Origin of the sequence: Streptomyces sp. NBC_00322 (genome assembly GCF_036147535.1) — a bacterium.
Lineage (GTDB): Bacteria > Actinomycetota > Actinomycetes > Streptomycetales > Streptomycetaceae > Streptomyces.
In genome coordinates, this window is record NZ_CP108019.1 from 7,910,882 (window position 1) to 7,932,290 (window position 21,409).

Consider the following 21,409-nt stretch of genomic DNA (forward strand, 5'->3'; position numbering starts at 1 on the left):
TTTCCAAGAGGAACGAGCGGAAGGGAAGAGGTGGTGTCGTACGCGTGAAACAGCGAGGTACTCACCGCGAACAGCCCGGCGGAGCCCCGGAAATGGCGCGAACTGGGCGTTTAGGGGCCCCGGGTTACGGGTCAGGAGGCCGGGGCCGCCCGGGACACGGTCCAGTCGACGAGGTCCTCGGCGCTCCAGGTGTTGATCACTCGCTCCGTGGGCACCTCGCACTCCTCTGCCCGGGCACAGCCGATGATCTGCCAGTCGAGCTGTCCGGGGGCGTGCGCGTCGGAGTCGACGGAGAAGAAGGCCCCGGCGGCCACCGCCTGCCGCAGCAGGCGCCTGGGCGGATCGCGGCGCTCGGGCCTGCTGTTGATCTCCACGGCCGTGCCGTGAGCAGCACAGGCGGCGAAGACCTCTTCGGCGTCGAACCGCGACTCCGGTCGTCGCCTTTCGGAGACCAGCCGGCCCGTGCAGTGGCCCAGCACATCGGCCAGGGGGTTCTGGACGGCTTTGACCATGCGCCGCGTCATCGGTGCGGATTCCATCCGCAGTTCGGAGTGGACCGATACGACCACGAGGTCCAACTGGTCGAGCAGCTCCGGCTCCTGGTCGAGCGAGCCGTCCGACAGAATGTCGCACTCGATGCCGGTCAGAAGCCTGAACGGGGCCCAGCGGGCGTTGAGCTCCGCCACGACCTCCAACTGCTCGCGCAGCCGCTTGGCCGACAGACCACTGGCGACCGTCAGCCGGGGAGAGTGATCGGTGAGCACGGCCCACTCGTGCCCCAGCGCGATCGCCGCCCGCCCCATCGCCTCGATCGGGCTGCCGCCGTCCGACCAGTCCGAGTGCAGATGACAGTCGCCCCGCAGCAGGGCACGCAGGTGAGTACCGCCGTCGGCCAGCGGCCCGGAGGCCTCGTCCTCCAGCCGGCGAAGGTAGGCGGGCACCTCACCGGCCAGGGCCTCGCGTACGACACCGGCGGTCTTCGGGCCGATGCCCTTGACCGCTTCCAGGGATCTCGAAGCCGCGCGCCGGCGGATCTCGTCGTCGGACATCTCCACCAGTACGGCGGACGCGGTGCGAAAGGCACGGACCCGATAGGTCTCCGCGCCGCTGCGCTCCAGCAGAAACGCGATCCGTTCCAGCGCCTCCACGGGGTGCATCTCGTCTCCTTCGCACCGTGCCGGTGGATCCACCGGTTCCCGGCCGTTGCTCCCACTGTCGCCCGCCCCGGAATCCGCGGCACCCCGGACGGGCGTATGCCGCTTCGGTAACCGAAGGTCGCTGACGGTAGTCACGCGAATGGCGGGTGTGACAACCCCGGGCGAAAATGAACGGCCGGATGACTCTTCCGGACGTACGGCAGGCCCGCTGCGGCCGTCCGTGCCCAGGGAGTGTCTTCAAAGCAGCGTCGTCCGCCCGAAGGGCGGACCTGGCGTCGCCAGGCAGACGGGACGTTGAAGACACGACCTAGGGGCCGGATCGGACCGCCCGCTGGTGCTTTTCACTCAAGGAGGGCACTGATGTTGATGCCGGACACCGCTGTGATCGCCCGCCTGATGGCTCGCTATCGGGCACACGAACACCACTTTCTGCACGCGCCCCACGACCGTGGCGCGCGGATGCGCTTCGAGGACACGGCGTACACGCTGTGCGTGCTGATGGGTGAGCGCACGGCCAGAGAGGCCGTGCTCGCGGCGGAGCGCTACATCGCCCGGACCCGGCACACGAAGGGGTCCTCCGGGCAGCGCTCGTCACCCACGGTCAGCTGACCGGGGCACCGCTCGACGACTGCCCGGGTCCGCCCGCTGACGAGCGGGAAGGATCAAGGAGTGCGTGAGGTAACCAAGTCCGTGACGGCGCCGGTGGCCGAACTGGTCCGCCGGCGCCGCGAGCCCGCCGTCGTCCAGACGGTGCGCTCGACGGCGGCCGCGACGATTTCGTACGTCGTCGCCCTGCAGCTGAGCAGCGAACCCGCGCCGCTCACCGCGCCCCTCACGGCGCTCCTCGTTGTCCAGGTGACCCTCTACTCCACCCTCACGACCGGCATCCGCCGGGTGAACTCCGTCGTCGCGGGCGTACTGATCGCCATCGGCTTCAGTGCGCTCGTCGGCCTGACATGGTGGAGCCTGGGGCTGATCATCGTGGCTTCGCTCGTGGTCGGACGACTGGTCCGCGTCGACGAGTTCGTGCCCGAGGTCGCGATCAGCGCGATGCTCGTGCTCGGTGTGACCCAGGTCGGCGGCGCGGCCTGGGACCGGGTCCTGGAGACACTGATCGGTGCGGTCGTGGGGCTCATGTTCAACGTCGTGTTCGTGCCCCCGGTATGGGTGGGTCCCGCCGGGGACTCCATCGAGGACCTCGCCCGGCGCATGCGCCGACTGCTCCTGCGCATCGGCGAGGAGCTGAGCGGCCCCACTCCCGTCGAGCGCGCTGCCGCCCGTCTTCATGAGGCACGCCGCCTCGACAACAACATCGCGGAAGTCGACGGGGCCCTGCGGCAGGCGGAGGACAGCCTTCGGCTCAATCCGCGGGTCAAGGAAGGGCTGCTGCACCGGGTAGTGCTGCGTACGGGGCTCGACACCCTCGAAATCTGTGCGGTGGTCCTGCGCGTACTGGCCCGCACGATGACCGACCTCGCCAAGAAGCGCGGTGGGCAGGACGTCTTCCCGCCGACGGTCGGCGTCGCCCTCGAGGAACTGCTGAGCCATGTCGCCGATGCGCTGGTCAGCTTCTCCGTACTGGTGACCACACAGGTGAGCCGCAGCGCCGACGCGGCGGAGTCCCGGCTGGCCGACGAGCTCGCCGCGGCCGCCGCCGCGCGGGAGAAGGCCGCGGAGCTGCTTCTCGAGGGTGTGCAACGGCATCCGCGCGACTGGCAGCTGCACGGCGCGCTGCTCACGGAGATCGACCGGATCCTCGACGAGCTGGACATGGACCACCGCTCGCAGCGCCTGATGGAGGAACTGGACCGGGTGACCCGGGAGCAGCACGAACGGTATCCGTGGATCTCCGCCGTACGCCGGTGGGCACGCGGCAAACGCCCGCGGCGGGCCGCGTCCCGCTGACCGGTCCGCGCGCGGTGCGTGCGGGCCGGGGCGGCACGGGTTACGCGGCCTCCTGCATGACCTGTTCGCGCAGATGCTCGCAGCAGCGGCTGATCAGCCGGGACACATGCATCTGGGAGATGCCCAGGTCCCTCGCGATGCTGCTCTGGGTCATGTCCCGGAAGAAGCGCAGGTAGAGGATGCGCTGCTCGCGCTGCGAGAGCTTGCTCAGCTCTGGTTTGACCGCCTCGCGGTCCACGAGCACGTCGATCGCCGGGTCGGGTGTGCCGAGGGTGTCGCGCAGTGAGTATCCGTCCTCGGAACCGGCTGTTTCGGCGTCGAGGGAGAGCGCGGTGAAGCTCTCGAGCGCCTCGAGACCCTCCCGCACCTCTTCCTCGGTCATTCCGGTGTGATGGGCGATTTCGGCCGCGGAAGGGTCACGGCCGGGGATGGACTGGGCGAGGTCCTGGCGGGCGACCCGGACACGGTTGCGCAGATCCTGGACCCGGCGCGGGACATGCAGGGCCCACATGTGGTCGCGGAAGTGGCGCTTGACCTCGCCGACCACGGTCGGTACGGCGTAGCTCTCGAATGCGTGGCCGCGGGACGGGTCGTAGTGGTCGACGGCCTTGACCAGGCCGAGGGCGGCGACCTGCCGCAGATCCTCGAGGGACTCCCCGCGGTTGCGGAAGCGGCCGGCCAGCCGTTCCGACATGGGCAGCCAGGCGTACACGATCTCCTGGCGCAGGAGCCGCCGTTCGGCGCCCTCGGGCAGTGCGGCCATCCTCCGGAACGCGTCCGTGGTGTCGGGTGCGTCGTCGTGCGGATGCTTGCCGTTCGTGTTGGTACGCATGGTGCTCGCAGCTCCCTGAGAGTGGTCTTCCTCATTCGGGCGGGCGTAGGTCCTGTCCGGCCGATCTTGCCGGGCTCGCGTGCCCTGGCACGGCACCTCGCTGCGTTGTCGTCAGTCGCCGACGCTCCGCGTGGGCTCTCTCCTCCGCCTTGCGATGCGCCACGCCAGACCCCGCTCACTGATCCGGCCTGATCGGCCGGACAGGACCAGTCGGATCACCGGAGATCCGCCGGGCAGGACCGGTGCACGCCCGGCGCTGATCGCTCTCACGGGACGTGCCGCCTGTCCGGAGCACATGACGCAGGTGCCCGGTCCAACCTCTCGGAAACGTGCGCCTTCGGCCTGTGTCGGACGGCGTCGATCGGGTACGTGCACAGTCTCCCCACGATCTAGGAGGAGGACATGCAGCGAGGCAGTGATCGCCTCAGCGTCCACAAGGACGAAGAGATGAAGCATGAATTGCAGGGTCTGCTCCGTTCCGGACACCCCACACGGGTGGAGGAGTGGCACGACCCCGAGCCCGGAGCCGACGACGACCTGGAGATCGCGTCGGGCTTTGTGACCACGATGGGCTCGCTGGGCCCCGACGAGCAGTTGGGGATCGAACTGGCGCGACACCTGGGCCGTACGGCCTTCCCGGCCACGCGTCGCGAACTGGTACACACTCTGACCGCGCGGCATGCTCCCGACCGGCTGGTCGACATGGTGAACCGGCTGCCCGCCCACCACACGTACCGCACCGCACACGAAATCGTCAGCGCCCTCCCGCGCCGGTCCTGACGGCTTCGTCGAAGCAAGCTCCTCGGGGTGTGGAGACCCGGGCAGGGGGTACTTCTCCTGAGTCTCGGGAAGCGGGCGCGGGAACGGGCCCGGTGGCGGAGGCGGTCTCGCCCTGCCAACGTCGAAAGCATCGACATGACCGGATGGACGTCGAGGAGCGGGAGAACCCCCATGGTGTCGGGAGTTGCCGGACAGCCGCAGGGGGATGGTGCCGCCCAGAAGGGACGCCTCGGCGTCGAAGTGAGGCCGGTGGCCGGTGCCGTCGTCCTCGTACTCTCGGGCGAACTCGATCACGACACGGCCGAGCCGCTGCGTGAGGCCCTGTCGGACGCTGTGCGGGCCGCACCCGAGCGGATCGTGGTCGACTGCGCGGACCTGAGCTTCTGCGATTCCACCGGCCTGAACCTGCTGCTGCGGGCGCGGCTGGCGGCGCGCGAGGCGGACAGCCGTCTGGCGCTGACCGCGCTGCGGCCGCCGGTGGCCCGCATGTTCGACATCACCGGTGCCCAGGCGGTGTTCCCGGTGTACGCCGGCCTCGACGAGGCGCTGGCGGACGAGCGGCCGAAGTAGGCGAGGAACGGATGGGCGTGAGCGTCCGCGGGCAGGGGCAGACCCGCCGACTGGCGCTGTTCGGTACGAAGGGGGTAGTGAGCCGCTGCCGTGACTTCACCGAACAGGCCCTGGCAGACTGGGGATGGACGCCGGCCCGGACGCGGCAGGACGCGGAGCTTGCCGAGGATGTACTGCTCCTTGTGTCGGAACTCGTCACCAACGCCTGTCTGCACGCCGGCGGGCCCACCGAGCTCATGCTCAACCACACGGGCGACCGGCTGCGGATCGAGGTCGCCGACGCCAGCCCCGAGCATCCGAGGCCGCGGGTGCCGCAGGTCGTCTCGCAGCCCGGGGGTCACGGCCTGATCGTGATTGAGCGGCTGGCGCGGAGCTGGGGCTGGGCGCCCGTGGGCGACGGCAAGGTCGTCTGGCTGGAAGTCGGCACTCCGGCGCACGCGGTGGGGGGGCGGCCGCCCCCGTAGGTCCCGAGCGGTTCAGGGCCTGGCGTCGTCGAGGAGTGCGGCCCGCAGCGTCGCGTAGATGGCGGCCAGCAGCCGTGAGACATGCATCTGCGACAGTCCGAGCCGGGCGCCGATCTCGGACTGCGTCAGTTCCTCGCCGAAGCGCAGGGAGAGGATCAGCCGGTCCCGCTCCCCGAGCGAGGCGATCACCGGCTTGAGGGCCGCGACGGCCTCCACGATGTCGAAGGCCGGGTCCTCGTTGCCCAGGCCGCGGGTGAGGGCGCCCAGGGCGTCGTCCTCGTTGACCGGGGCGTCCAGGGAGCGAGCCATGTAACCGTTCGCCGCCTGCTCCCCCTCGACCACCTCGGCCTCGGTGATCCCGAGATGGCCGGCCAGCTCGGCGACGGTCGGACAGCGGCCAAGGTGCTGTTCCATCTGGTCGCGGGCCCGGGCCAGGTCGATACGCAGCTCCTGGAGACGGCGTGGCACCTGGACGGCCCAACTGGTGTCGCGGAAGAAGCGCTTGATCTCGCCGACGATGGTCGGCAGGGCGAAGCTGGTGAATTCGATGCCGCGCTCGACGTCGAAGCGGTTGATCGCCTTGATGAGGCCGATCGTCCCGACCTGGATGATGTCCTCGGCGGGCTCGGACCGGCTGCGGAACCGCCGGGCGGCGAATTTCACGAGGCTGAGGTTGAGCTCGACCAGGGTGTTGCGGACATACGAGTACTCAGCGGTGCCCTCTTCGAGCGTGGCGAGACGCTTGAACAGCGAGGTCGACAGGGTCCGTGCGTCCACGGTGCTGACGGACATCGGGTCCGCGATCTCCGGTATGCCGTCCGGCGCGCCACGGTGTGCGACGCCTGCCTGGTTGGTATCGATCGGCTCGGTTCGAGTCCTGGTGGCCATGAGGCTTCCTCGACGGGGCGGAGGCCGGCGCTGCCGATGCAGCGTGACCGTCGTATGAGCGTCTGCCTTGAAGATGCCCATTTACGGTGCTTTGATGCCGCCGGATGGGGCACTCGCACCCTATGGATCGGGCACAGAAACAAGTGCAGGCGACCGACAGCCGCCGATTTCCGCTGGCGGGCGGGCCGGGCGGGCCGGGCGGGCCGGGTGTGGTGGGCCGGTGCCGCGACCTGACGCGGCAGGTGCTCGACGAGTGGTACAGCCTCTCCGGCCCGTCCGGAAGCGTCCTGAAGGCGGACGTACTGCTGCTTGTCTCCGAGGTCGTCACCAATTCGTGCCTGCACGGCGGGACGCCCGTCGAGCTGGGGCTCGACAGGGCTCCCGGGCGGCTGTGGGTCCAGGTCACCGACACCAGCCCGGCAGGGCCCCGACCGCACGGCCCGCACCGGGCGGCCAGGTCCTCGGGGCACGGCCTGTATCTGCTGCAGCAGCTCTCCGACGGCTGGGGTTGGGTGCCGCGCGGAACGGGCAAGGCCGTCTGGTTCGTGGTCGGCGTTCCCGAGTGACCCAGAGGCCCAGGGACCGGGTGAGCTGCGGTTTTCCGGCGCCCGGGGTGTCCGCGCCGGTACGGCGTGTCAGAGTGGGGAGAGCCGCCCCGACCGCCTGTCCGCCCGGTCGGACAGCAGGGCGCCGTTGAGCCACGACAGCGCGAGGTCAGCGATGGATGTGCCCGCCCACACGCCCGATCCACACCGGGCCCGGCCCCCCGCTGAGCTGGGTGAGGACGGGCTGAGAAAGCTGCTGGCCGGACTCACGGCCGTGCGGGACGGAGACCTCTCCACCCGGCTGCCCGACGACGCCGGCGGGCTGCTCGGCGAGATCGCGACCATCTACAACGCCATGGTGGAGCAGCTGACGCTGGTCACCTCCGAGGTCACCCGGGTCGCCCGGGAAGTGGGTGGCCAGGGGCTGCTCGGCGGTCACGCACGGGAACCCCATGTGCGTGGCGTCTGGCGGGAACTCACCACGGGCGTCAACACCATGGCCGACAATCTGACCTCGCAGGTCCGGTCAACCGCCCAGGTCGTGACCGCCGTGGCGCGCGGCGATCTCACGCAGAAGATCAGAGTGGACGCCCGCGGGGAGATCCTGGAGCTCAAGGAGACCATCAACACGATGGTGGACCGGCTCTCATCGTTCGCCGAGGAGGTCAGCAGGGTCGCCCGCGAGGTGGGCACGGACGGAAAACTCGGCGGGCAGGCCACCGTCCAGGGCGTGTCGGGCACCTGGAAGGACCTGACCGACAACGTCAACTCCATGGCGAACAACCTGACCAACCAGGTACGCAACATCGCCCAGGTGACCACCGCCGTGGCACGCGGCGACCTGAGGCGCAAGATCGATGTCGACGCGCGCGGGGAGATTCTGGAGCTCAAGACCACCATCAACACCATGGTCGACCAGCTGTCCTCCTTCGCCGCCGAGGTCACGCGCGTGGCCCGCGAGGTGGGCAGCGAGGGCCGGCTGGGCGGCCAGGCCGAGGTGGAGGGCGTTTCCGGTACGTGGAAGAGACTCACCGAGAACGTCAACGAACTGGCCGGCAATCTGACCCGGCAGGTGCGCGCCATCGCGGAGGTGACCAGTGCGGTCGCGGAGGGCGACCTCACCCGGTCCATCACGGTCGAGGCCCCCGGAGAGGTCGGCGACCTCAAGGACAACATCAACGCGATGGTGGAGTCCCTGCGCGCGACGACAAGGGCCAATGAGGAGCAGGACTGGCTCAAGACGCATCTGGCCCGTATCTCCAGCCTCATGCAGGGCACCAGAAGCCTCTCCGCGGTCGCCGAGCTGATCATGACCGAGGTGCCCCCGCTGGTCTCCGCGCAGTACGGCGGCTTCTTCCTGGCCCAGGACGGGGGCGAGGGGCTCGAGTTGGTCATGATCGCCGGGTACGGGGTGCCCGACGACCCGGCGGCAGGACCCCGCTCCTTCCGGCTCGGCCAGTCCCTCGTCGGGCAGGCCGCGCAGAGCCGCCACACCATCACGGTCGAGGACCTGCCGCCCGGCTACGCGACCATCGTCTCCGGCACCGGCCGCATGGACCCCGGCAACCTCATCGTGCTGCCGATCGTCGTCGAGGGGCAGGTCCTGGGAGTCATCGAACTCGCGGCGCTGCGCCCCCTGACCGTCATCCACCGTGACTTCCTCGACCAGTTCATCGAGACGGTCGGCGTGAACCTCAGCTCGCTGATCGCCAATGTGCGTACGGACGAACTCCTCGACCAGTCGCAGCGCCTCACGGCCGAACTGAGCACCCGTTCGGGGGAGTTGCAGGCGCGCCAGGAAGAGCTCCAGCGCTCCAACGCCGAACTGAAGGAGAAGGCGGCGCTGCTGGCCGACCGCAACCGCGACATCGAGCAGAAGAACCTGGAGATCGAGCAGGCGCGTCAGGAACTGGAGGCCCGCGCCCAGCAGCTGTCGCGCACCTCGATGTACAAGTCGGAGTTCCTTGCCAATATGAGCCATGAGCTGCGTACGCCGCTCAACAGCCTTCTCATCCTCGCCCAGTTGCTCGCCCAGAACCTCGAAGGCAACCTGACACAGAAGCAGGTCGACTATGCCGAGGTGATCCACTCCGCCGGTTCCGATCTGCTCCAGCTGATCAACGACATCCTGGATCTGTCGAAGGTCGAAGCCGGAAAGATGGACATCCATCCCGAGCCGGTCTTGCTGCATCAGCTTCTCGAGTACGTCGAGGCGACCTTCCGGCCGGTGGCGAGCGATCGCGGGCTGGCGTTCCGGGTGGTGGCCGAGTCGGGCATCCCCGACGAACTCACCACCGACGAGGCACGACTGCGGCAGGTGCTGCGCAACCTCGTGTCCAATGCGCTGAAGTTCACCGAGGAGGGCAGTGTCGAACTCCGCGTCCACACCGTCACCGACGAGCAGCTGCCGCCCGCCCTGCGCGATGCCGGGCCGGTGGTCGCCTTCCGGGTCACCGACACCGGAATCGGCATCCCGGCCGACCGCCTCCAGAGTGTGTTCGGAGCCTTTCAGCAGGGCGACGGCACCACGTCCCGCCGTTACGGCGGAACCGGACTCGGCCTGTCCATCAGCCGTGAGGTGGCACAACTCCTCGGCGGCGCCATCGTGGTGGAGAGCACGGTGGGCCTTGGCAGCACCTTCACGCTCTACCTGCCGGTCCGGGCCCTGCACCGCGGACGGCAGGACCGCGCCGACAGTCAGGAGCATCCGGCCGGAGCGCCCGGCGAGGAGGAACCGGCCACGGGACACACGGTCCTGGTGGTGGACGACGACATCCGCAACATCTTCGCGATGACCCAGATCCTCGAGCGAGAGGGCATGCGGGTGCTCCAGGCGGACAACGGCAGGGTCGGGATCGATCTGCTCATGGAGCACGGCGAGGTGGATCTCATCGTGATGGACGTGATGATGGCCGGTATGGACGGCAACGCCACCATGGCGGCGATCAGGGAACTGCCGCGTTTCGCCGAGGTTCCCATCATCGCGGTCACCGCCAAGGCGATGCCCGGCGACCGCGCCAAGGCCCTGGCGGCCGGAGCCAACGACTATGTGGCCAAACCCGTGGACGCGGACGATCTGATGGCGCGCATCCGTACCTGGCTGGCGCGCGGACGCTGAGTGAGCGCCGACGTCAGACCACGCGGATCGCGATGAGGCTGGTGTCGTCGTCCGTGTCGCCCGTGGCCTGGCTCAGCAGCCGGTCGGCCTGTTCCTCGACCTCGCAGGCGCTCAGCTCCTGGGCAGCCCGCCGCAGCGTCTCCAGGCCCTGGTCCAGCCCGTCGTGACGGCGTTCAATGAGCCCGTCGGTGTACAGCAGAAGCGTGTCGCCGGGCTTCAGCTGTGTGGTCGTCTCCCTGTAGACGAAGGAGGGTACGGCCCCCAGCAGGATGTCGCGCGGCGGGTCGATCAGCTGCGCCGTGCCGTCCCGCAGCAGCAGCGGCGGCAGATGCCCGGCGCTTGCCCAGCACAGCGTCCGGTCGGCCGGATCGTAGAGTGCGCAGACCGCGGTGGCCGTCGGGTGTCCCTGCGTGTTCAGGGTGACCTCGTTCAGCCACTGCATGAGCCGTCCCGGTGTGTGACCGGTGAAGGCCAGCCCGCGCAGGGCGTTGCGCAGGGCCACCATTCCCGTGGCGGAGTCGATGCCGTGCCCGGCGATGTCGCCGACCGCGACCAGCACCCTGCCGTTGGGCAGCGGGAGCACGTCGTACCAGTCCCCGCCCACGCGGTACTCCTGGACCGCGGGCCGGTAACGGGCCGTCGCCTGCAGCCCGGGCAGTCGCCGCAGGGCGGGCATCTCGGGGACGATCGCCTGCTGGAGCTGGAGAGCCAGCCGGTGCCGCAGGGCTGCCTGCGCCTGCACGGCGGTGAGCTGGTCGAAGGTGGCGGTGAGAGCCACCTCGGCGTGGAACCCGGCCGAGACGTCCTGATACACGCCGGTGAGCCCGGTGAGGACCCCCTCGTCGAGCAGCGGCTCGGCGGCGATCCGTACATGCCGCAGCCCACCGTCGTCCCGGATGACGCGCACGACCGCGACCGCTCCCTTGCGCCGCTCGGTGAGCGTCGACAGCAGCTCGGTCAGATCGTCGCCGTCCTCCGGATGCACGCGCGGCAGCAGCTTCGAGAGAGGGATCGGCTGCGACTTCGGATCGACGCCGAGAATTCCGTACGCCTGCTCGCTCCAGCTCGATGTGCCGGAGACGAGATCGTCCTCGAACGGCGCGACACCCTGGAGATGGCTCACGGCGCGAGTGGCGGCGGTCCGCAGGTCGCTGCCGGTGTGCCACAGGACGACCGCCCGTTCGTCGCCGGCCGGCAGGACCCGCACATCGAGGAGAGGGGCGGGGGAGCCCTCGCGGTGTTCCACGGGGACGCGAGCCGCCCGCTGGAGTGAAGTGGCTTCGTAGGCGCGCCGGATGAGCGGCGCGAGGTCGGCATGGTGCCGGGGGAAGGCCACTTCGAGCGGCTGCCCCACTGCCTGGTAGGTCCCGCCGAGTGCTTCGGACGCCGACTCGTTGAGGTGCTCGACCGACAGCGTCGAGGAATCCGGACCCCGGCGCACCGTCGCCGCCGGATGGGCCAGGGCTTCGACCAGGTCGTCGAGCAGCGGTGACCGCGACGGTTCGGCCTCCGTGGCGTTGAGTACCCTCGCCGCCACGTCGATCAGATCGGTGAGCGCGCGGCGCAGGTTCTCGTCGAGATCCGCGCGGCCGGGCCAGACGGCGAGGGCCAGCCCCACGGTCGCGCCCTGGAGCCGCAGCGGCAGCAGTGCGCGGGCGGCTTCGGGTCCCGGGCCGGGAAGGACGACGTCCATGGGCAGCCCCGTGGCCAGCCACACCGGCGAGCCCTCGCTGAGGACCGATTGGAAGGGCGCCGGGAGGCCGGGCGGGATCCACTGCCATCGTGCGGCTTCGGTGGCGCTCACCCCGGCGTGTCCGGCCAGGCGCAGACAGTCGGACTCCATACGCCGCCACAGCCACAGGCTCTGCACGCCGAGCGGGCGCAGGCCGCCGTCCAGCAAGGTGGCCGCCGCCTCGCTCACCGCCTCGTTCGCCTCGGCCGAGGTGACGACCTGGCGCATCCGGCGGGCCCCGGCGAGAGCGTCCTCGCCCCCCGTGGAAGGCGCGATGGCGATGCTTCCCGCCACGCCGTTGACGATGTCCGCGGCCAGGTCTTCCGTACTCACCCCCGTAGCCTCGGCGAGCCGGGCGAGGTGCTCGGCGGCCTCGGCGGGCGACGCCTGCAGCTGCGCCACCAGGATCCCGGTGGCCAGATCGATCAGATGCCGCCGCGTGAGCTGCTCGCGCAGACCCGCGTTGTCGGCGGCGAGACCGGCGAGCGCGGCGGACAGTTCGTCGTGCCCGCCGCTGAGGCCCGAAGGCTCCTGCGCAGGCATGATCACGACTACCCCCATCCCGGGCAGACGGCGCGATGCGGGCGATCGCGCCCGATCTGGATTTTACGCGGCGGTGACCCGGATTGCGGCCGCAGGCGGACCGCCGCAGGGTGGTGGGGGAACCATCCGGACGGGGCCACGAAGGAGTTGTCATGCCTCGCGGTTCAAGCGCCAAGCGAGAACGCCAGTACGAACACATCAAGGAGAGCGCTCAGGAGCGCGGCGAGAGCGAGAAGCGCGCCGAGGAGATCGCCGCGCGCACGGTGAACAAGGAGCGAGCACGCTCGGGGGAGTCCCGCACGGCGAGCAGGAGCTCCATCGAGGACATGTCCTCCTCGCGGCGCGGTGGCAAGCGTTCCCACAGCGGATCCGAGGGGCCGACCTACGACCAGCTGTACGCCGAGGCGCAGCGCCGCAACATCCATGGCCGGTCGTCCATGAACAAGGACGAGCTCAAGCGCTCACTGGGCCGCTGACTCCGGCAGCCGCGTCACCGCGCGGGCTGTGCGCCGGACCCTACGGCTGCGCGGAGGTGACGGTGAACAGGGCGCCGTCGGGATCGCGCAGCGCCGCCTGAAGGCCTTGCGGCGAGGACTGCCGCTCCAGGACGACGGCGCCGTGGTCCAGGGCCGCATCGACAGTGGCCGCTACGTCCTCGACGGGGAAGTGGACATGCCACCTGGGCCTGATCATGGGATCGGGCGCCTCTCCCGACGCGCCGGAACTGATGCGCGCCAGAACGTGCCCCTCACTGCGGAGCACGACCTCCTCCCCCTCATAGCTGACCTGGCAGCAGCCCGGGCGTTCCGTCGCCCACTCGAGGACCTCCCCGTAGAAGATGGCGGCATCGAAGGCGTTGCGGGTGCGCAGGCGCAGCCAGGCGGGAGCGCTCTTGCGCCACCGGTGCCAGTTGGGAATGAGCATCCCTTCCCAGATGCCGAAGACGGCGCCGTCGCGGTCCGCCGCCAGGGCTCCCCGCCCCATGGCGAACGACAGCGGGCCGACCGCGACCGTGCCGCTGCGCTCCCGGACGCGGGCCGCCGCCTCGTCGGTGTCGGTCACGGCGAAGTACGGAGTCCAGTCGACGGCGACCTGCAGCCGGGGCGCCAGCGCCCCGATGCCCGCGACCGGCGCGCCGTCGGAGAAGGCGACGCTGAACTCCTCGCCCATGCGGCCCTTGCGGAAGCGCCATCCCAGTACCGCACCGTAGAAGTCCTGCGCGGCCTGCAGGTCCCGGGTCATCAGGCTGACCCAGCACGGCGCACCGAACACGGACGCGCTCGATGGGGCAGTCTGCGATCTGACTGCTCTCGGTTCGTTGTCCATAACCCTCGGTGTCCTGATCGAATGCGCGTGAGCGGCGGGGGTGACGGGAGTCGGCTGACGCAGCCCATCCTCTCGCCGAGGAGGCGTCCTCGCGAGCGGCGCGCCCGCCGAGTCCACTCCCGCGCCGCCGCCAAACCCGCTGCCCGGCGTTTTCTGCCTCCCGGCACGGGTACCCGGCCGTGACCGTCCCTGCGCAGCGGTTCGTAGGCAGGGATTCGTACAGGGAAGGTGAGTCACATGGGTCTTGGCGGGTGCATCATCCTGATCGCCGCCGGAGCGATACTGACGTTCGCCACCGACTGGAAGGTGGAGGGCGCCAATCTCGACGTGGTGGGCCTGATCCTGATGGCCGTCGGCATCATCGGCGTCGCCACGTTCACCAGCATCGCCAAGCGCCGGCGCGTCATCGTGCCGCCGTCGACGCCGGTGGTCGACGCAGAGCGCGACCGCCGCAGCTACGAGTAACGGCGCCGGTTTGGCGCCTTGGCTCAGGGGCACCCGCCGGGCTCGTCAGGCTCAGTCCCCACTCGCGCCGGAGTCGATCGTGAATCGTTCCCGTGTCGTTGTCGTCGGAGCCGGATTCGCCGGTTTCCAGGCCGCCCGCGCGCTCTCCAGGACCGCGCGGGACGAGGCCGAGATCGTCCTGCTCAATCCCACCGACTACTTCCTCTATCTGCCGCTGCTGCCGCAGGTCGCGGCGGGGATCCTGGAACCCCGACGAGTGAGTGTTTCGCTCCCCGGCGCACTGCCGCGGGTACGTCTGCAGCTGGGGGAGGCCACCGGAGTCGATCTGGACGCGCGGCGCGTCCGCTTCACCGATCCCGAGGGCCGCTCCGGCACGCTGGAGTACGACCGTCTGGTGCTTGCCGTCGGCAGTGTGAACAAGCTGCTCCCCGTGCCCGGGATCGCCGATCACGCCCATGGCTTCCGCGGCCTTCCCGAGGCGCTCTACCTGCGCGACCACATCACCCGGCAGATCGAGCTGGCCGATGTCGCCGCCAGTGCGGGGGAGAGCGCGTCGCGCCGTACCTTCGTGGTCGTCGGCGCCGGGTACACCGGAACGGAAGTCGCCGCTCAGGGGCAGCTGTTCACGGACGCGCTGACCCGCAAGCGGCGCGCCGGGAACAGGAGCGGGCGGGCCCGCTGGGTGCTGCTCGACATCGCCGACCGCGTCCTGCCCGAGCTGGACCGCAGGCTGTCGTCGACGGCCGGCCGGGTGCTGCGCCGGCGCGGTGTCGACGTACGCACCGGGACCTCGGTCAAGGAGGCCACCGAGGCCGGAGTGCTGCTGGACGACGGGGAGTTCATCGACACGAGGACGTTGATCTGGTGTGTGGGCGTACGTCCCGACCCGCTGGTGTCCGAGGTCGGACTGCCCGTCGAACGCGGCCGTCTCGTGGTCGACCCCCGGCTTGGCGTGCCCGGACATCCCGAGGTCTTCGCCTGCGGCGACGCGGCCGCCGTGCCGGACCTGACCCGGCCCGGCGAGTACACGCCGATGACCGCCCAGCACGCCTCGCGCCAGGGCAAGCTGGCCGGACTCAATGTCGCAGCCTCAATCGGCGTCGGCGACCAGCGCCCGTACGAACATCATGATCTGGGCTTCGCCGTGGACCTCGGAGGCGTCCAGGCCGCCGCGAACCCCCTGGGCATTGCGCTGTCCGGGCCGCTCGCGGGCGCCGTGACCCGCGGCTACCACCTGGCAGCCATGCCCGGCAACCGGGTGCGTGTCGCCGCCGACTGGCTGCTGGACGCCGTGCTGCCGCGTCAGTCCGTCCAGCTGGGTCTCGTCCGTTCCTGGTCGGTTCCACTGGACACCGCCTCACCGGAACTCGCCCGTGTCCCGGGGCCGGGCCCCACCGCCAAGGAGGAGTGAGATGCGAAACGAACAACTGACAGAACTGGGGCAGCAGTTGCGTGTGGACTCCGTCCGTGCCGCCGACGCGGCGGGCTCCGGGCACCCCACGTCCTCCATGTCGGCGGCGGACCTGGCCGCCGTGCTGCTGGCCAACCATCTGCGCTACGACTTCGACCGGCCCGGCCATCCCGGCAACGACCGGCTGATCTTCTCGAAGGGACATGCCTCACCGCTGCTGTACGCCCTCTACCGGGCGGCGGGCGTCATCGACGAGAAGGAACTGTTCACCTTCCGCCGCCTCGGCAGCCGTCTCGAAGGACATCCCACCCCCCGTCTGGCGTGGGTGGACGTGGCCACCGGGTCGCTCGGGCAGGGTCTGCCGGTCGGTGTCGGCATGGCGCTCGCGGGCAAGAAGCTCGACCAGATCCCCTATCGGGTGTGGGTGTTGTCCGGCGACAGCGAGATGGCCGAGGGGTCCGTTTGGGAAGCCGTCGAGCATGCAGCGTACGAACACCTCGACAATCTGACGCTGATCATCGATGTGAACCGGCTCGGCCAGCGCGGTCCGACGCGCCACGAGTGGGACCTCGACGCGTACGCCCGCCGATTGCAGGCCTTCGGCTGGCACACCATAGAGATCGACGGCCATGACGTCGGCGCAGTCGACGAGGCACTGGCCGAGGCCCGCACCACCTTCCGCCGGCCCACCGCGGTCATCGCCCGCACCCACAAGGGGCGCGGCGTCTCCACCGTCGAGGACCGGGAGGGCATGCACGGCAAACCGCTGCCCGACGCCGAGGAAGCCATCGAGGAACTCGGCGGACCGCGCGCGATCCACGTCGATGTCCAGCCGCCGCCCTCGGCACGGGTGCTGCACGGCACCCGCAGCGGGCAGGCCGAGCCGCCGCGCTTCGACATCGGTGACTCGGTCGCGACCCGTACCGCGTACGGAAAGGCCCTGGCCGCACTCGGCTCGGAGCGCGCCGACGTCGTCGCGCTCGACGGCGAGGTCGGGGACTCGACCCGTACCGAATACTTCGCGAAGGCGCACCCCAGCCGCTACTTCGAGTGCTACATCGCCGAGCAGCAACTCGTCGCGGCAGCCGTGGGGATGCAGGCGCGGGGCTATGTCCCCTACGCCGCCACCTTCGCGGCGTTCCTGACCCGTGCCCACGACTTCATACGCATGGCAGCCGTCAGCCGAGCGAGCATCAGGCTCGTCGGCTCACACGCGGGAGTCGCCATCGGCCAGGACGGACCGTCCCAGATGGGACTCGAGGATCTGGCGATGTTCCGTGCGGTGCCCGGCAGCACCGTGCTCTATCCGTGCGACGGCAACCAGACGGCCCGCCTGGTCGAGGCCATGGCCGATCTGCCCGGTGTCAGCTATCTGCGCACCAGCAGGGGCGACACGCCGGTCCTCTACGGACCCGACGAAGAGTTCCCGGTCGGCGGCTCCAAGGTGCTGCGGTCGAGCGAGCGGGACCGGTTGACCGTGATCGCCGCGGGAGTGACGGTCCATGAGGCGCTGGCGGCGGCCGAGCTGCTCGAGGGCGAAGGCATCGCTGTGCGGGTTGTCGACCTCTACTCGGTCAAGCCGGTCGACGCGCGGACACTGCAGGAGGCGGCCGACGAGACACGGTGCCTGGTGACGGTGGAGGACCATCGTCCGCAGGGCGGCCTGGGGGACGCGGTCGCGGAGGTCTTCTCGGACGGGCGCCCGGCGCCCCGGCTGGTGCGGCTCGGAGTCCGGAACATGCCCGGATCGGCCACGCCCGAGGAGCAGTTGCGCGTCTCCGGTATCGACGCGGAGTCGATCGCGGTCGCCGCACGACTGCTGGTGGAAGAAGTGGTGGTGCGCTGAGCATGGGCACCCGCCGCGTACGTGCCGGCCGGCGCACGGTGGAAGTCCACCGTCCGGACAAGGTCCTGTTTCCCGACGACGGCCTGACCAAGGAAGACCTCGTCGAGTACTACCGCCGGATCGCGCCCTTCATGCTGCCGCAGCTGCGCGGCAGGCCGCTGATGCTGGAGCGGCACCCCGACGGCATCGGCGGTCCCCGCTTCATGCAGAAGCAGACACCGGACAGTTATCCGGACTGGGTGCGCAGGGTGGAGGTCGCCAAGGCGGACGGACCGTGACGCACGCCGTGTGCGACAACACCGCCACCCTGCTCCATCTGGTCGACCAGGCGTGCATCACGTTCCACCGCCGGCAGTCGCGGGCAGGCAGGCTGGGGCGGCCGGACCGGCTCGTCTTCGACCTCGACCCGTCCGGGGACGATGACTTCGAGTCCGTACGCCGGGCCGCCGAGCAACTGGGGGAGCTGCTGGATCAGCTTCAACTGCCATCCGCCCTGTTGACCACGGGCTCCAGGGGCCTGCACGTGATCGTTCCGCTGGCGGGCGACTTCGGCTTCGACGAGGTGCGGGATTCGCCAAGGAGGTTGCGCAGGCGCTCGTCGCTCGCGACCCCGACCGGCTGACCACCGAGGTACGCAAAGAGGCGCGAGGCGGCCGCCTTTACTTGGACGTCCAGCGCAATGCCTATGCGCAGACGGCTGTCGCGCCGTATTCCGTGCGCCCCAAACCGGGCGCGCCGGTGGCCACCCCCATCGGCTGGGACCAGCTGAAGGACCCCGACGTCACAGCCCGGCACTGGACCGTGGCCGATGTACTCGACCAGGCGCGCACCAAGCCCTGGGCGGGCACGCCCGGTCGCGGCCGGGCACTCGGTCCTGCCAGGCACCGTCTCAGTGCCCTTCGCTGACAGGCAGAAATACGGCGGCCCGAAGGCCGCCGTATTTCATTTCTCTTCTCGCTACCACCGGTACCAGCGAGACCGCGTGCCGCCCGCCGACGTACTCCGCATCAGGAATCCGAGCAGCCACACGACGAGGACAATGATGGCAATCCACCAGAGCGCCTTCACGGCAAAACCGGCACCGAAGAGAATCAGTGCGAGAAGCAGAACAAGCAGGATGGGAACCATAGTCTGTACCTCCGATAAGCGAGTGCCCCCTATTCTTCGGCGTACACATCGAGGACGTGCCACATGACACAGAAAGCGGACGACAGCCCGGACCGCGGCCGGGACGAAACGCCGGAGGAGAGGGCCGACCGGAGATGGACCGATCTGCTGCAGGAATTGCGGGTCGCTCAGACCGGGGTTCAAATCCTGTTCGGATTTCTGCTCGCGGTGGCTTTCCAGCCCCGGTTCGCCGGGCTTTCCGACACCGATCGACACATCTATCTGGTCACCATGCTGCTGGGGGCGGCGACGACCGGTGCTCTCATCGGGCCCGTCTCCTTCCATCGCCTCCTGACCGGCCGGCGGCTCAAGCCGGAGACGGTCGAGTGGGCCTCCCGCCTCACGGTCGTGGGCCTGGTTCTGCTGCTGTGCACGATGGCGTCCGCGCTGCTGCTCATCCTGCGGATCGTCGTCGCCGACGAGGTCGCGCTGTGGCTTGTCGTCGGGATGGTCGCCTGGTTCGTCGTCTGCTGGTTCGTCCTGCCCTTCTGGGCCCGCGCCATCAGCCGCCGAACCGACGAATGACCTGCGCGGGCGGCGCGGGGGAGCCCGCCGTCAGTCGCCGGGCGCCTCCGTGATGTCGAGGAAGACATGGTCCGCTTCCGGCCACGTTTCGCGCCCCGTTCTCCTCGCGCATCTGGTGCAGGGTACGCAGCAGCGAGCCGCCCTCGGAGAGCAGTTCGTGCTGTCGGCGACCGAGTGCGCGGCCTCGGAGACAGCAAGGGGGGAGCCCGCCGCGAGACCCCCGACGGCCTTCGCCGCGACGATCACCAGATTCGCGGCGAGCGCCACCAAGACGGTGAGGCGAGTCTTTCCGTCGGAATGGTTGCGCTTCATTTCGGTCACCGTATGCGCTCGTGCCGTTTCGGGCGAGCGCATCAACTGCGCCGAGCGGGCGACGGATTGGGTGACGCGAGTCAGTCAAAGAAGGGGGTGGGGTGGGTGTAAACCTCTGGGAGCTTGGCGGTACTGTGCGCGCACCGCCAAATGGGTGGCGCGGCAACCGTGGAGGAATGAGTGACAACAAACAACAGATCGTGGCGGCGGGCAGGAGCCCTCGCGACGATCGCGACGGTCAGTGCACTCGGCGTCGGCCTGGCCGCCGGCACCGCGCAGGCGCACACCCCTGTGTGGGAGGTGACCTGCACCGAGGTCAGCGTCGACCTCACCGCTTACAGCCCCAAGGAAGACAACACCGTGACCGTCACGGTGGACGGCAAGGACCTGCTGCCGGCCGAGACGTTCAAGGGAGCCTTCCACAAGAAGCTCGAACTCCCCCAGCACGACAAGGAGCTCACCGTCCGCCTTGTCGTGAAGGCAGGCGACGACGACAAGTTCTCGCGCGACGAGAGCAAGACGGCGCCGGTGTGCGAGGACAAGCCGAGCCCCTCTCCGACCCCGTCGGAGACGCCCAGCACGTCCACCCCCACGCCCAGCAGCACCCCGAGCACCGCCACCAGCTCCGCCGAGGTGCCCCCGGCTTCGACCAAGCCGAGCCCCTCGGGTGACCTGGCCGAGACGGGCTCCTCCAGCTCCACCCCCCTGATCGCCGGCGCTGCCGCCGTGGTCATAGTCGCGGGTGGCGGCATCATGTGGGCCGCTCGCAAGCGGCGCAGCGCGCAGCACTGACCCCCGGCGCGTTTGCCGCGGGGGAACGAACCGCGGAGCGCCGCCGCAGCGGTGCACACGGGAAGGGCGGGCCCTCGGCCCGCCCTTCCTGCGTCGTTGTCAGGCCACTGCGGGTGTGTAGTGCGCGGCCTCGTCGCCCTCGACGACCCGGCTGGGGGTGCCGTCGACGCCGACCGGGACATCGCCCGCGACCGTCACCCGGTGCAGCAGGCGCGGCAGATCGCCGTAGTCGTCGGGCGCGTAGTGCTGGGTGATGCGGTTGTCGAACAGGACGAGGTCGCCGGGCGCCCAGGTCCAGCGGACGACGTTCTCGGGGCGGGTCACGTACGACTGCAGGATCCGCAGGATGTCGCGGGACTCGGACGAGGACAGGCCCACCAGAGACTGCGCGAAGCCGCCGATGAACAGCCCGCGCTCGCCCGACTCGGGGTGGACACGCACCACCGGGTGCTCGGTGCGGTACTTCCTGGAGACGAACTGCCTGCGCTGCTCGGCTGCCTTCTCGCTCTTCGGCTCGGCATAGTCGTAGGCGTTGGTGTGCACCGCCCACAGCCGGTCGGCCAGTTCGCGCAGCGCATCCGGCAGATCCCGGTAGGCGGCAGCCGAGTTGGCGATCAGGGTATTGCCGCCGTAGGGCGGAACGACGAGGCTGCGCAGTGTGGACGCCTTGGGCGGGGTACGCAGGAAGGTGACGTCGGTGTGCCACTGGTTGGCACGGATTCCTTCGTCGCCGTCGACCGCCAGGATGTGCGGCTGCCCCTCGGCGGACGGCACGGTCGGGTGCGCCGTGGTGAGTTCGCCGAAGAGCGAGGCGAACCGGAGCTGCGCCGGGTCGTCGAGCTCCTGGCCGCGGAAGAAGAGTGCCTTGTGTTCCAGGAGCGCCGCGTTGATCTCGCTCACGATGGCGGGCTCGAGGTCCGTGGAGATGTCGACGCCGAGGATCTCGGCGCCGATGCGGCCGCCGATCCGGCGGATGTCGAAACCGGTGCTGGTCATGCGGGAACTTCCTCTCTCTGTAAGGGAATGTGCGG

General features: G+C 69.8%; 20 protein-coding genes and 2 pseudogenes. 14 read left to right on the top strand and 8 right to left on the bottom strand.

The window, feature by feature from the left end:
- Positions 1-131: 131 nt before the first annotated feature.
- Positions 132-1,157, bottom strand: coding sequence for a PHP domain-containing protein (locus OG905_RS36085; RefSeq protein ID WP_328681110.1), 1,026 nt, complete (start codon positions 1,155-1,157; stop codon positions 132-134).
- Positions 1,158-1,523: 366 nt separating this feature from the next.
- Between OG905_RS36085 and OG905_RS36090 the strand changes: the two genes are divergently transcribed.
- Positions 1,524-1,766 (top strand): DUF5133 domain-containing protein, encoded by a 243-nt coding sequence (locus OG905_RS36090; protein ID WP_443044028.1) that lies wholly within the window; start codon positions 1,524-1,526, stop codon positions 1,764-1,766.
- A gap of 60 nt (positions 1,767-1,826) precedes the next feature.
- Positions 1,827-3,062: an FUSC family protein gene (locus OG905_RS36095; protein WP_328681112.1), complete on the top strand. Its 1,236-nt coding sequence runs from the start codon at positions 1,827-1,829 to the stop codon at positions 3,060-3,062.
- A 40-nt stretch (positions 3,063-3,102) separates the two neighbouring features.
- Here OG905_RS36095 and OG905_RS36100 read toward each other — a convergent pair whose 3' ends face one another.
- Positions 3,103-3,894: a SigB/SigF/SigG family RNA polymerase sigma factor gene (locus OG905_RS36100; protein WP_328681115.1), complete on the bottom strand. Its 792-nt coding sequence runs from the start codon at positions 3,892-3,894 to the stop codon at positions 3,103-3,105.
- 447 nt (positions 3,895-4,341) lie between these two features.
- Here OG905_RS36100 and OG905_RS36105 point away from each other — a divergent pair, with 447 nt between their 5' ends.
- From OG905_RS36105 to OG905_RS36115, 3 genes are all read left to right on the top strand, one after another.
- The gene (locus OG905_RS36105; protein WP_443044029.1) at positions 4,342-4,674 is read left to right on the top strand and encodes a DUF2795 domain-containing protein; all 333 of its coding nucleotides are present in this window, start codon (positions 4,342-4,344) and stop codon (positions 4,672-4,674) included.
- 171 nt (positions 4,675-4,845) lie between these two features.
- Positions 4,846-5,244, top strand: coding sequence for an STAS domain-containing protein (locus tag OG905_RS36110; protein ID WP_328681118.1), 399 nt, complete (start codon positions 4,846-4,848; stop codon positions 5,242-5,244).
- A gap of 11 nt (positions 5,245-5,255) precedes the next feature.
- A complete protein-coding gene (locus tag OG905_RS36115; protein WP_328681120.1) occupies positions 5,256-5,708 on the top strand; it encodes an ATP-binding protein in 453 nt (150 codons plus the stop codon).
- 12 nt (positions 5,709-5,720) lie between these two features.
- On the opposite strand, the gene OG905_RS36120 is transcribed toward OG905_RS36115, so the two are convergent.
- Positions 5,721-6,596, bottom strand: a complete 876-nt coding sequence (locus tag OG905_RS36120; protein ID WP_328681123.1) for a SigB/SigF/SigG family RNA polymerase sigma factor — start codon at positions 6,594-6,596, stop codon at positions 5,721-5,723.
- 122 nt (positions 6,597-6,718) lie between these two features.
- On the opposite strand from OG905_RS36120, the gene OG905_RS36125 reads away from it, so the two are divergent.
- Both OG905_RS36125 and OG905_RS36130 read left to right on the top strand, forming a co-directional pair.
- Positions 6,719-7,162: an ATP-binding protein gene (locus tag OG905_RS36125; protein WP_328681125.1), complete on the top strand. Its 444-nt coding sequence runs from the start codon at positions 6,719-6,721 to the stop codon at positions 7,160-7,162.
- Positions 7,163-7,316: 154 nt separating this feature from the next.
- On the top strand, positions 7,317-10,259 hold the full coding sequence (locus OG905_RS36130) for a HAMP domain-containing protein (RefSeq protein ID WP_328681127.1): 2,943 nt from the start codon (positions 7,317-7,319) through the stop codon (positions 10,257-10,259).
- Between the two features lie 13 nt (positions 10,260-10,272).
- Here OG905_RS36130 and OG905_RS36135 read toward each other — a convergent pair whose 3' ends face one another.
- On the bottom strand, positions 10,273-12,534 hold the full coding sequence (locus tag OG905_RS36135) for a SpoIIE family protein phosphatase (RefSeq protein WP_328681128.1): 2,262 nt from the start codon (positions 12,532-12,534) through the stop codon (positions 10,273-10,275).
- 152 nt (positions 12,535-12,686) lie between these two features.
- Here OG905_RS36135 and OG905_RS36140 point away from each other — a divergent pair, with 152 nt between their 5' ends.
- Positions 12,687-13,010, top strand: coding sequence for a plasmid stabilization protein (locus OG905_RS36140; RefSeq protein WP_328681130.1), 324 nt, complete (start codon positions 12,687-12,689; stop codon positions 13,008-13,010).
- Between the two features lie 40 nt (positions 13,011-13,050).
- Here OG905_RS36140 and OG905_RS36145 read toward each other — a convergent pair whose 3' ends face one another.
- Entirely contained in the window at positions 13,051-13,860 is an 810-nt protein-coding gene (locus tag OG905_RS36145; RefSeq protein ID WP_328681132.1) for a VOC family protein, read from the bottom strand.
- 237 nt (positions 13,861-14,097) lie between these two features.
- Between OG905_RS36145 and OG905_RS36150 the strand changes: the two genes are divergently transcribed.
- The 4 genes and pseudogenes from OG905_RS36150 (at position 14,098) to ligD (ending at position 18,488) form a co-directional block, all read left to right on the top strand.
- Positions 14,098-14,325: a DUF6458 family protein gene (locus tag OG905_RS36150; RefSeq protein ID WP_328681134.1), complete on the top strand. Its 228-nt coding sequence runs from the start codon at positions 14,098-14,100 to the stop codon at positions 14,323-14,325.
- A 79-nt stretch (positions 14,326-14,404) separates the two neighbouring features.
- On the top strand, positions 14,405-15,736 hold the full coding sequence (locus OG905_RS36155; RefSeq protein WP_328681136.1) for an NAD(P)/FAD-dependent oxidoreductase: 1,332 nt from the start codon (positions 14,405-14,407) through the stop codon (positions 15,734-15,736).
- A gap of 1 nt (position 15,737) precedes the next feature.
- A complete protein-coding gene (locus tag OG905_RS36160; protein WP_328681138.1) occupies positions 15,738-17,582 on the top strand; it encodes a transketolase in 1,845 nt (614 codons plus the stop codon).
- A gap of 2 nt (positions 17,583-17,584) precedes the next feature.
- Positions 17,585-18,488 (top strand): annotated as a pseudogene (ligD, locus tag OG905_RS36165) (non-homologous end-joining DNA ligase).
- A 51-nt stretch (positions 18,489-18,539) separates the two neighbouring features.
- Here ligD and OG905_RS36170 read toward each other — a convergent pair.
- Entirely contained in the window at positions 18,540-18,710 is a 171-nt protein-coding gene (locus tag OG905_RS36170; RefSeq protein ID WP_328681140.1) for a hydrophobic protein, read from the bottom strand.
- A 63-nt stretch (positions 18,711-18,773) separates the two neighbouring features.
- Between OG905_RS36170 and OG905_RS36175 the strand changes: the two genes are divergently transcribed.
- Entirely contained in the window at positions 18,774-19,274 is a 501-nt protein-coding gene (locus OG905_RS36175; protein WP_328681143.1) for a DUF6328 family protein, read from the top strand.
- A gap of 153 nt (positions 19,275-19,427) precedes the next feature.
- Here the strand turns inward: OG905_RS36175 and OG905_RS39245 are convergent.
- Positions 19,428-19,586 (bottom strand): annotated as a pseudogene (locus OG905_RS39245) (cation diffusion facilitator family transporter); the annotation flags it as partial.
- A 180-nt stretch (positions 19,587-19,766) separates the two neighbouring features.
- Between OG905_RS39245 and OG905_RS36185 the strand changes: the two are divergent.
- Positions 19,767-20,378, top strand: coding sequence for an LAETG motif-containing sortase-dependent surface protein (locus OG905_RS36185; RefSeq protein ID WP_328681145.1), 612 nt, complete (start codon positions 19,767-19,769; stop codon positions 20,376-20,378).
- Positions 20,379-20,477: 99 nt separating this feature from the next.
- On the opposite strand, the gene OG905_RS36190 is transcribed toward OG905_RS36185, so the two are convergent.
- Complete coding sequence (locus tag OG905_RS36190; RefSeq protein WP_328681147.1) at positions 20,478-21,374, bottom strand: TauD/TfdA dioxygenase family protein; 897 nt, start codon at positions 21,372-21,374, stop codon at positions 20,478-20,480.
- Positions 21,375-21,409: the final 35 nt, after the last annotated feature.